Origin of the sequence: Oceanobacillus sp. FSL K6-0251 (assembly GCF_038004725.1) — a bacterium.
GTDB classification, from domain to species: Bacteria; Bacillota; Bacilli; order Bacillales; family Amphibacillaceae; genus Oceanobacillus; species Oceanobacillus oncorhynchi.
Window position 1 is genome coordinate 962,668 of record NZ_JBBORS010000001.1, and the last position, 10,824, is coordinate 973,491.

A 10,824-nucleotide genomic window follows, 5' to 3' on the forward strand; every position below is an offset into this window, starting at 1 on the left:
GGAGCTGAAGCCAAGAAAAAGCCATCACCTCGGTTTAACAAGGAAATGGCTTTGGAATACGTATTATTTTAAAGCGTCCTGTACAGAAACATAATCATAATTTAAATCATTGGCAACTGCTTCATTTGTTACATGCCTATTCATTACATTCACACCGCTGGCGATTGGAGCGCTATTTTGAATCGCATGCTCGACGCCTTGTTTCGCAATATTGACTGCATATGGCACGGTTACATTTGTTAGTCCGACCGTTGCAGTGCGTGGAACAGCTCCCGGGATATTGGCAACAGCATAATGAAGGACGTCATGTTTGACATAGATTGGATCTTGATGTGTAGTAGGATGGTCAACGGTTTCAAAGTTACCGCCCTGGTCAATTGCTACATCCACAATGACACTGCCCGGCTGCATCGCTTGAATCATTTCTTCTGATACAAGCTTTGGCGCTTTTCTGCCTGGAATCAATACCGACCCGATAACGAGATCCGAATCTGTGACAGCTTCTTCAATATTTAGCGGGTTTGACATTAATGTTTGAATGCTCGAACCAAAAATTTCTTCTAATTCGCGAAGACGCTGCGGGTTTAAATCAATAATCGTAACGTCCGCTCCAAGACCAATTGCTACGCGCGCTGCGTTCGTGCCAACAACACCGCCGCCGATAACCGTTACTTTTCCTCGTTTGACCCCGGGAATACCGCCAAGTAAAATGCCTTTGCCGCCTTCTGATTTCTCTAAATATTGGGCGCCAATCTGCGTAGCCATACGTCCGGCGACTTCACTCATCGGTGTCAGAAGCGGGAGAGCGTTACCTACAACAATGGTTTCATAGGCGATTGCTGTAACTTCTTTCGCGACAAGCTCTTCCGTTAATCTTGCATCAGCAGCTAAATGAAGATAGGTGAATAATACTAACCCCTTCCGGAAATAACGGTACTCTGATTCCAGCGGTTCTTTTACCTTCATTATCATATCAGACCGTTCCCATACCTCCGAGGCCTCTGCGATAATCTCTGCTCCGGCCTGCTTGTATTCTTCGTCTGTAAAGCCGCTTCCCAAACCGGCTTCTTTTTCAATTAGAATCGTTTGCCCGGATTGAACAAGGTTTACTACTCCGGCTGGTGTCATGGCAACACGGTTTTCATTGTTTTTTATCTCTCTAGGTACCCCAATAATCATGTTATTCGCCCCTTTGTTTATCATTTTATACTTATAATGGTAACGCTTTCTTTGTGGGAATTCATTATTAAAATAAATGAATTGAGTCCAAAACGTTTGTGTATTTACACAAATCCTATGATTTTTCCAGCTTGTCAGCTAATAACTCTAAATAAACCGCTACTTTCTGATGCGGATTTTTTAAATCAAGATTGCTAATTTCATGAATACGTTTTAAACGATAATTCATGGTATTTGGATGGATAAACAACTCTTTTGCTGTACGATGTACGTTGGAGTCATGCTCCAAAAATTTTTCTAAGGTGTACAATAAATTACTTTGCTGGCGCTGATCATATTGCTGCAGACGTTGAATGTATTTATTTGTATGACGCCGCTTATGACGATGTTCTTTTAATACGTCTATCCACTGAAAAACGCCTAGGTCTTCATAAAGAAAACAAGAAGACAGTTCATCGGGAAACTGCTTTTGCAGGGAATTTGTCTGAAGCGCTTCCTCGTAAGCCCTCGTCATATCTTTTGCAGAACCGTAAATTTGGCTTCCTGCACCGCGCATGGAGGTCAATTGCAGCTGTGTGCTTATTTTTTCCTGAAACTGCTCAATAAACTGATAAATTTTATCGGATGTATCATCCGTCTTCCATAATCGTACCAATAAGATAAAATCTTGATCATCAAATAAACGGAAAATCGTATTCACCTGCATGACCGTTTCTGAAAGGTAGGAAGCGTGCTTTTCAATCTGCGGTGTGATTGCATCTTCAAAATGAAAAACAATGATAGCAAGGCCATCCTGCAGCTTTATATTAAATTGTTTTTCGTAGGATTGAATCGTGCTGGCGCTGACAAAATCTGCTGTTAACAGCTGCCAGAAAAAGTCTTTATAAGCTTGTTCTGTATTTCTTCGGCCAGGCAGCTTCTGCAGGATAAACTTTTTCACCTGCCGGGTAGCTTCACTTAGAATTTCCAAATCATCCTTACTATATTCATTTTCACCTGTATGTGCCCAGATAAAACCTAAAATTTCGTTTTTCTTCCAGATGGATATAGCAATCCGGTTTCCAAGTCCAATTTCTTTGATTTCGGGAATAATGACTGGCTGATTACTATCAATCAACTTGGGCATTGCTCCGTTTTTCCATAAACCGTTAATAACTTTATCAGGGACTTTTCGATTCATGATGGTGCCGATTCGTGCTTCATCAATATTTTCGGTATGTTTACTATATGCAAGAACATAATGATTCGCATCCTCAATGGTAATAGGACATGACAATACCTCGCTGATTGTATCGGCAAGCTCGTCTAAAGATGAAAAAGGCTGCTTTAATGTTGCTATTTTATTTTTTGCGATATGAGATGAGTTCATAAAGTACACCCCTTTATAAAGATATGGTCTAAATAGAAAATGCATTATTTTGAATAAATTTAATAATTGGTATACTTGCTTTTTATTAGTAGAATAGACTATCATTTTCCATAAGTAATCTTTTTTTATATACTGGTTATAAGTATATACATACTTTCATTTTAGTATATACACAAAAAGATTTCATCTGATACTTATAAGATAAAAAGAACAGAGGGGGAAGCACATGAAAAAACTAATGAAAATCTTTGTAATTGCAAGCGCATTCATAGGGGTGATCGTAGGCGCCGGGTTTGCATCCGGCCAGGAAGTGCTGCAGTACTTTACAAGCTTTGGTACAGTGGGAATTCTGGCTGCATTTGTTTCTACAGTGTTTTTTGCATATGTTGGAATGATGCTGGTCTGGTTAGGGAGCAAGGCACAGACAACTTCTTATAATGATGTTATCTATAAAATCAGCCATTTTAAAATCATTGAAAAAATCACTCGTATTAACCTGATTGGGATAATAGTAGATGCTGTATTAGTATTTACGCTATTCGGCGTAGGGGTAGTAATGATTGCTGGAGCTGGAGCGAACCTGAATCAGCAGTTTGGGCTGCCTCATGTTGCAGGAGCGATTTTAATGACAGTATTGGTACTGCTGACAGGTATGCTGAAAGTGGATAAAGTGGTTGCTGTAATCAGCAGTATTACACCGTTTTTGATTTTATTTGTTATCGTTATCTCTATCTACAGCTTTTTTACAATGGATGGATCTTTAGCTGAATTAAATAGTACGGCAAAGAGCCATGGACCGAATTTTCCAAATTGGTTTGTTGCAGGCTTAAACTATGCTACCTTTAACACTTCTGTTGGCGCGGCGATGTCCATTGTTATGGGGGGAGCAGTGAAAGATAGAAAAACAGCAGCCATTGGCGGGTTAGTAGGCGGACTGGGACTGGGTGTATTAATTCTTCTTAGTTATTTCGCGATTTTTGCTAAAATTGAAGAGGTCGGAAATTTTGAGATGCCAATGTTGGGGATTGTAAATAATATTTCACCAGTGCTAGGTATTATCATGGCGCTTGTACTTTTTGGAATGATTTTTAACACAGCAATTAGTATGTTCTTTGCGTTTGTTACCAGGTTTGCAAAAGTAGAAACGAAAAAATTTAATATATTATTAGCTATCACCCTGGTAGCAGGCTTTATACTTAGCTTTGTCGGTTTTACCGATTTAGTCTCTAAATTTTATTCGCTGATTGGCTATATGGGACTGGTACTGATTGTTGTACTGATTATTACACCATTTAGAATGAAGAATATTGATTTTGATGATAAATGATGCATCATACAGTGTGAAGTAACAGGAAATGTAAGGTGAAATGTAGTGCCGGTCATAGGAATTGGGTGTAAATCGCCTCATTTCCGCTGACTGGCATTTTTAAAGAATAGGAAAGTTATAAAAAAGCTGAAGATAGCCGCTCCAACGGTTTTCATGGGGTGAGTAATCACAACCCCAGAAAAACACTACGCTTTCCATGGGCCCCGAGCTCATCTCCTTTAAAGAAGACTTGCTGATTGGCAAGCCGGCAGGCGCAGACAGAAGCATAGTCGCACTTATGTCCCGATGGTAAAAAAGAAGTTCGCTTTTTTCTGCGGGGTATTCACACTGGGATTGACTGGGATTGGGGCAGCAATTACTTGTCCCATCAAAAAGCGTCGCTAGAATTAGCTTTTTTTCTCTGTAAGAAAGCAAATAAAACATAATTCTTCTTAGATGGGAGCGGAGGGAAGTCGACTCCTGCGGGAAAAGCAACAGCTGAAGACCCCGCAGGAAGCGGTTTTCTTCCGAGGAGGCCAAAGCGTTGCCCGAGGAAAGCGACTTCCCGCAGCGGACATCTCTTCGGCGAGAACACCGATGTTTTAAAGACTAAGCGGTGTTCTTGGCTTTTCTAACATTTACACAGTATTAAATGGGAGAAACAACGGCAGGTTAGTGGAAAAAGTTTTTAAGCTTCGATACGATTCCTTTTGACGGATTGCTGTTTTTTTCTTCTTCATCTTCTTTTTCTTTGGGAGCTAGTTTTTCCTCAATATCTTTAAGGGAAATTTGGTCTATATCTACAGCATAAGGATAGGTGAGCACTAAACCGATTTCTGTATCATTCTCCTGGTTACTTACCGTAGTATGTGGAATGGAAAAGCGGTCAGCAAGTGCTTTTTCTTCCTTTAAAAATGAATATGAAATATTTCCGTTCAATAAGATTTTTGCCTTCGGATGCTGCTTTAATTGGCGCTTTAATTCAGCGAGTCCTTTATTAGACATCACCTCGCCAATGGTTAACACAAAGGCAACGCGCTCACGAAAGGTGCCAAGATACATTTTCCGTTCACTCTCATTGGGCAGACGCGTTCCATACATTCCTTCTTGAAGGTAATCATCTACATTCTTTTTACTCATTCGATTTCATCCTTTTAATCTATTTTCAATTTGCTGTGCGGTTTGCATCAGCAATTATTACATAATCATTATTCTCCATCTAATGTACCCTATTGTTGAATATCAAGCAAAGAAAATCATTCCTATTTCCTATTTTCTAAAGAGGGTGGATTGGAAAGTAAAAATGAAATATCTGATAAAATCATACGGAGACGTATATTTAAATGGTAAAATAAGAGTATAGTGTGTTTCAATTATTTTGTGGAAGTGAGGGATTATTATGCAGTTGCACTCTAGAAAAACGATGAAGCTTCATCATGGGATTTCACTTATCGATGGTTTTGATTTTGGCGTAAGCGGCAGAACAGGAGCTTATGTCATTGAAGCAGATGAACTTACGATTATTGAGACGGGACCGAGCCCTTCTGTACCGTATATTAAAAAAGGATTAGAAGAATTAGGATATACTTTTGCGGACGTAAAACATATTATTGTTACACATGTTCATTTAGATCACGCTGGCGGCGCGGGACGTTTATTATCGCTTTGTCCAAATGCACTTTTATACGTTCATCCAAAGGGGAAGAGACATCTTGTTGATCCTAAAAAGCTGGCTGCTGGAGCGCGCGCGATTTACGGCGAGCGTTTTTCCGAATTATATGATCCCATTATCCCTGCTGATGAGGAAAGGGTGGTGAAGAAAACAGAGAGAGATACGCTGCAGCTTGAGGAAGGCCGCATCTTAGAATTCTGGGATACACCAGGCCACGCCAGACATCACCTGGGAATCTATGATCCTATAAGTAATGGGATGTTTACTGGGGATACGGCCGGAATTCAATATGAACAACTATTTCCGCATGGCTTGAACTTCTTTTTACCATCTACATCTCCCAATCACTTTGATCCGGAGGCAATGAGACATTCTTTACAAAGGTTCCGTGAGAAACAATTAGATTATATCTTTTTTGGACATTTTGGAGGAACAGATTTAGTAGAAGAAGCTCTTGAGCAAGCAGAAGCATGGCTGGATATCTTTGTGAGGGAAGGGGAAGCTGCAGTTGCAGAAGGACAAAGCTATGATGAAATTGCCGACCGATTGTTGAAATATGTACAAACAGAGCTTCGTGAGCAGGGGATTGCTGATGACCATGAGGTTTATCAGATGATTAATGTTGATTTACAATTAAGTGCCCTTGGGATGGTAGATTATTTTCAGAAACAATAAATGGGAAGCGGATGCTTTCATGTTTATATAATATTCCTTGAATGATAAAAAAACGAAAAGGAAGCAACAAGCTGGTTCCTTTTCGTTTTTCAGGAAAGAGAGGTATGGTGAGAATGCGAAAAAAACTGCGCATCATTTTTGTTTTTTTGTTTGGTCTAATCATTGGGCTATTTTTAATACCAGAAATATTTCAGACATTCGATATTTCCTTTTTCTCCTTTTTTGACTAAACATGGATTGGGTTTATCTGCTGTTAAGATTTATTTCCATACTCACTGGGCAATGGTCGCTGCCAAGTGTATAACGGTGAACCTCCATGTTTTCCAGATATTTTTCTAATGGACTGGAAACAATCACATAATCAATACGCCAGCCGATGTTTCTTTCACGAATTGTTTTCATATAAGACCACCACGTGAAAATATCATCGCGTTCAGGATAGAAGAAGCGTAAGGTATCTGTAAAACCATTGGCCAGAATCCGTGTCATTTTATCCCGTTCCTCTTGCGTAAATCCTGAATTGCCATGGTTTGTTTTATCATTTTTCAAATCGATTTCCTGATGGGCTACGTTTAAATCTCCGCAATAAATAACGGCTTTTTTTGAATCAAGCTCCCGCAAATAATCAAACATCTTATCTTCCCATTCCAAACGCTCTTCCAGCCGGGTTAAATCTCGCTTTGAGTTCGGCGTATAGACATTGACGAGGTAAAAGTCAGGGTATTCTAATGTGATTATTCTTCCTTCAGGCTCTATCTCGCCTTCTTGAAACCCGTAAGAAACATGAAGCGGCTCATGCTTGGTAAAAATTGCTGTTCCTGAATAACCTTTTCTTTCTGCGTAATTCCAATATTGATAATATCCATCTAAATCCAAATTAATCTGCCCTGCCTGCAGTTTTGTTTCTTGTAAACAGAAAAAATCTGCATCTATATCATGAAAGAAATCCAAGAACCCTTTTCGAACGCAGGCCCGGATTCCGTTGACATTCCATGTAACTAACTTCATTTTGAAAATCTTCCTTCCTGTTAACATCATTCTGATAGCCATTCTACCATATTTGTCTGAAAAAGGGATTGCTTTTGTGTGGAGAGAGCCGGCTGTTTCACGATGGGTGTGGAAGCGTCGAACAAAATTACACCGAGTATACTTATATATATTTCCTTTGCTGATACCAGGTAAATATGAAAAATATCTCTTTTTAAGAACGAGTCCAGTTTGAAATAAAGAAATACAATCCACCATACATAAAAAATTTAAATTTAACAAAGAAAAGAGTTGTCTTTCTTCTGTATTATGCATATAATACACTTACAAGATGTACTAGTGTATTAATACAGTATACACGAAAGCATGATAAGAATGAGGTGAGAAATTGGATGGATATCCGTTTTGATAAACGTGAAGCTGTGTATATTCAGGTGATCAGGTATTTCAAAGAACAGATTGCAATTGGAGAATTAAAGTCTGGTCAGGAAATTCCTTCACGCAGAGAATTAGCACAGCGATTAAAAATAAACCCGAATACTGTGCAGCGAGCTTATAAGGAAATGGAGGAGGAAGGCTTGATTTATACGGATGGAAATAAACCAAGTATGATTACAAAGGAAACGGGCCGCATAAAAGAAATTCGTGAAAGTTTAATTGACGAAGCAATTGATCAATTTGTAGATCGTATCACCTCTTTGCAAATTCCAAAAGAACAGGTTTTTGACCTTGTCCAGTCAAAATTAAATGAGCTTGGCAGGGAGGATGAAGAGAAGCATGATTAAATTGACCGGTATAGAGAAAAAGTATGGCAGAAAAAAGATATTAAATGGAGTTACTTTTGAGGCAGATAAAGGCCAGATTACGTGTTTAATTGGAATCAACGGTGCGGGGAAAACGACTATTCTTCAATCGATTATGGGACTGACTCCTTACCAAAAAGGCGAGATTACCATTGATGGGGAGAAGCTGTCTCCAAAGATGATGGAGAAAATAACATATATCCCAGATACAATGACGCTTTTGCCTAAAATGCGGATTAAGGATGCTTTTCAATTTATGGATGATTTCTATCAAAATTGGAATGGGGAGCGGGCAAAAGAGATTTTAGAATTTTTTAAGCTGAAAGAGGATGAACGTATTTCCCAATTATCAAAAGGCAATACAGCGAAAGTGAATTTATTGATGGGATTGGCGATGGAGGCTGATTATATTCTAATGGATGAACCTTTCTCTGGTATCGATATCTTTAGCAGAGAACAGATTGCCGATGTGTTTTCCAGTCATCTGGTAGAAGACCGCGGTGTTATCATCACAACACATGAAATCAGTGATATTGAGCATTTAATTGATAAAGCAGTCTTACTGGCTGATGGAGCGGTGAAAAAAGAATTTATGACGGAGCAGGTAAGAGAAGAAGAGGGTAAATCTGTTATCGATGTGATGAGGGAGGTATATCAGGGATGAAGCTTTTTGGAAAACTGGTAAACTTTGAATTTAGACGATTTTTACCGATTTATATTATGCTGCTTGCAGCTGTGTTTTTGCTGCAGGCTGCCGGGGTGCTGTATTATGCATTTATGGTGAAATCGGAAATTACAGAGAGTGTCATGAAGCTTGGAATACCTAAAGAGCAATTTCTTCAAGATAATGGCTATGTATCGATAGGGAATATATTGTCGAGTTTTCTGTTTACACTGCCTATTGTCCTCGCTGCAGTGACGATATTTATTTATGTTTTATTTATCTGGTATCGGGATTGGCTGGGCAAGAACACGTTTATTTACCGCTTGCTGATGCTTCCGGTGAAACGTATTCAGTTGTTCTTTTCCAAATTGGCGGCGATTCTGATTTTCGTTTTTGGTCTGATTGCTTATCAAGTAGCTGTCCTCCCTGCGTTACAGGTGATATTAAAGCTGATTATTCCGGTTGATTACCGGTTGGATTTAACGATTCAAGGGATGATTAGAAGCTTTTATTATTTAAAATTCCTGCTTCCGGAGAAATTTATTGATTTTGTGATTAATTACGGTTTTGGAACAGCTTTTGTCATTATATTATTTACCATGATTCTGATTGAACGCAGCTACCGTTTTAAAGGTGTATTTATGGCGGTTTTTTATGGGATAGGGGCTCTGATTCTGGTCTTTTCTCCATATATTTTGCAGATAATCGTAAAAGGATATTTTTATGAGACGGAGCTTTTATGGATGCAATTTGCTATAGCAATTACCCTTTCAGCAGTATCGGTTTTCTTTAGTAATCATTTGTTAAATAGAAAGATAAGGGTGTGATAGAGATGGATCATTTAAAGCGCTATTCGATTATATATTTTGCATTCCTTTTCATTTCGGTTATCCTTATCAGTTTTTATGTAATGGATGAAGAAACGCTTGATTTTAAATGGAAAACCGTATCTGGAGATGAAGCGGTTGTGAAGGATGTTACGATACTTGGAGATGGGCAAAGTAGTCCCGGCATGGCTTCGTACTACAGTGTGGTGTCAGAACCTTTTCAGTTATCTGTGGATGAATCTAAGCGGATAGATCAATCAAGGGAATCATATTATGGCTGGTATTATTCTGACTTACAAATAGAAAAATATGTGAAAGAGTATAAAAGCTTTATGCGCGGGAAAAACCAATGGAGTGAGAATTTTGCGGAAACAGATAATCAGCTTATTTATGTAGATGGGAATGAAAACAACTGGGATATGAATGAACAGAATCATATTGGCGTAGAAATACTTGATAAAGAAACAGAAAACGTCAGCTCATTCGAACTGGCTGTCGAGGATCAGCAAATCTATGGTGTAAGCTCTATAACTGCTGATAATCATAATAAGTTATACGTCCAATTATATATGGAAGGACAGTATGATGAAATAACAGATGTGTATACGGATGAAAATGGGATTCTTGTGATAGATTTAAATAATCAAACCATAGAGGATATAAGGTTTCCACAAAGGGACATGGAGTCTAAAGAAGGAATAGAACCCTCTTTAACCTATCAGGACAGCGGTCTGATCAACGGAGAAATGCATTATCTCTATACGTATGATGAATATAAAGTCGATCAGAATGGTGTTTACGTAGGGGATTCTCCGCTTAAATATGAACTGCGTTTATACAATGTAGAGCAAGACAGCTTCCAATCCATTGATCTTCAGGAAGCAAACTTTTATGGGGGAGATTTTCTTAGAATTTATGATGGTACAGTTTATGCAGGGATGCTCCAAGGGGAAAATTACACGTTAACAAAGTTCGATGAGAATTTAGAAGAACAAGAAACCGTTTTTGAAGAAAATGTGTTTGATGCGGAAATGGAAATAGGGCAAGAAGAAGTATATCCATTAACAGATGTTCATAATGGTTATTTCTATGTTGTATTTCCTGCTTATTCTACACTGACAGTGGCGGATATTTCTATCAATGTATTTGATTTGGAAACAGGGGAAAATGTTTATCAAGGGATTATTCAGGCAGAAGATTCTATGAAACAATATCAGTATTTTGATTTGTATCAGATGGAATTTGAGGATAAGTAAAGATAAAAATACAGAATAGAGGGTATCTTCTATTCTGTATTTTTATTAGTTAAATAGGAGAGTCATATTTTTTAAAGAATAAGAAA

At 38.5% G+C, this 10,824-nt stretch carries 10 protein-coding genes; 6 read left to right on the forward strand and 4 right to left on the reverse strand.

What is annotated here, in order from left to right:
- Positions 1-63: 63 nt before the first annotated feature.
- Positions 64-1,179 (reverse strand): alanine dehydrogenase, encoded by a 1,116-nt coding sequence (gene ald, locus MKY45_RS04860; protein ID WP_341172618.1) that lies wholly within the window; start codon positions 1,177-1,179, stop codon positions 64-66.
- A gap of 115 nt (positions 1,180-1,294) precedes the next feature.
- Positions 1,295-2,548, reverse strand: coding sequence for a PucR family transcriptional regulator (locus MKY45_RS04865; protein ID WP_193063959.1), 1,254 nt, complete (start codon positions 2,546-2,548; stop codon positions 1,295-1,297).
- Positions 2,549-2,774: 226 nt separating this feature from the next.
- Here MKY45_RS04865 and MKY45_RS04870 point away from each other — a divergent pair, with 226 nt between their 5' ends.
- Entirely contained in the window at positions 2,775-3,875 is a 1,101-nt protein-coding gene (locus MKY45_RS04870) for a YkvI family membrane protein (protein ID WP_193063958.1), read from the forward strand.
- A gap of 651 nt (positions 3,876-4,526) precedes the next feature.
- On the opposite strand, the gene MKY45_RS04875 is transcribed toward MKY45_RS04870, so the two are convergent.
- Positions 4,527-4,994 (reverse strand): YueI family protein, encoded by a 468-nt coding sequence (locus MKY45_RS04875; RefSeq protein WP_341172619.1) that lies wholly within the window; start codon positions 4,992-4,994, stop codon positions 4,527-4,529.
- Positions 4,995-5,259: 265 nt separating this feature from the next.
- On the opposite strand from MKY45_RS04875, the gene MKY45_RS04880 reads away from it, so the two are divergent.
- Positions 5,260-6,201 carry an MBL fold metallo-hydrolase gene (locus tag MKY45_RS04880; protein WP_445667634.1) on the forward strand — a complete coding sequence of 314 codons (942 nt, stop codon included), beginning with the start codon at positions 5,260-5,262 and terminating at the stop codon, positions 6,199-6,201.
- 243 nt (positions 6,202-6,444) lie between these two features.
- Here the strand turns inward: MKY45_RS04880 and MKY45_RS04885 are convergent, their stop codons facing one another.
- A complete protein-coding gene (locus MKY45_RS04885; RefSeq protein WP_341172621.1) occupies positions 6,445-7,209 on the reverse strand; it encodes an exodeoxyribonuclease III in 765 nt (254 codons plus the stop codon).
- Positions 7,210-7,580: 371 nt separating this feature from the next.
- Between MKY45_RS04885 and MKY45_RS04890 the strand changes: the two genes are divergently transcribed.
- From MKY45_RS04890 to MKY45_RS04905, 4 genes are read left to right on the forward strand one after another with little or no spacing between them, the layout of a single operon-like run.
- Positions 7,581-7,973, forward strand: a complete 393-nt coding sequence (locus MKY45_RS04890) for a GntR family transcriptional regulator (RefSeq protein ID WP_042532170.1) — start codon at positions 7,581-7,583, stop codon at positions 7,971-7,973.
- Positions 7,966-8,655, forward strand: a complete 690-nt coding sequence (locus MKY45_RS04895; RefSeq protein WP_193065535.1) for an ATP-binding cassette domain-containing protein — start codon at positions 7,966-7,968, stop codon at positions 8,653-8,655. Before MKY45_RS04890 ends, MKY45_RS04895 begins: the two co-directional genes overlap by 8 nt.
- Complete coding sequence (locus tag MKY45_RS04900; RefSeq protein WP_332093852.1) at positions 8,652-9,482, forward strand: hypothetical protein; 831 nt, start codon at positions 8,652-8,654, stop codon at positions 9,480-9,482. The genes MKY45_RS04895 and MKY45_RS04900 overlap by 4 nt, the downstream gene beginning before the upstream one ends.
- Positions 9,483-9,487: 5 nt before the next feature.
- Positions 9,488-10,738 (forward strand): hypothetical protein, encoded by a 1,251-nt coding sequence (locus MKY45_RS04905; RefSeq protein ID WP_341172622.1) that lies wholly within the window; start codon positions 9,488-9,490, stop codon positions 10,736-10,738.
- Positions 10,739-10,824: the final 86 nt, after the last annotated feature.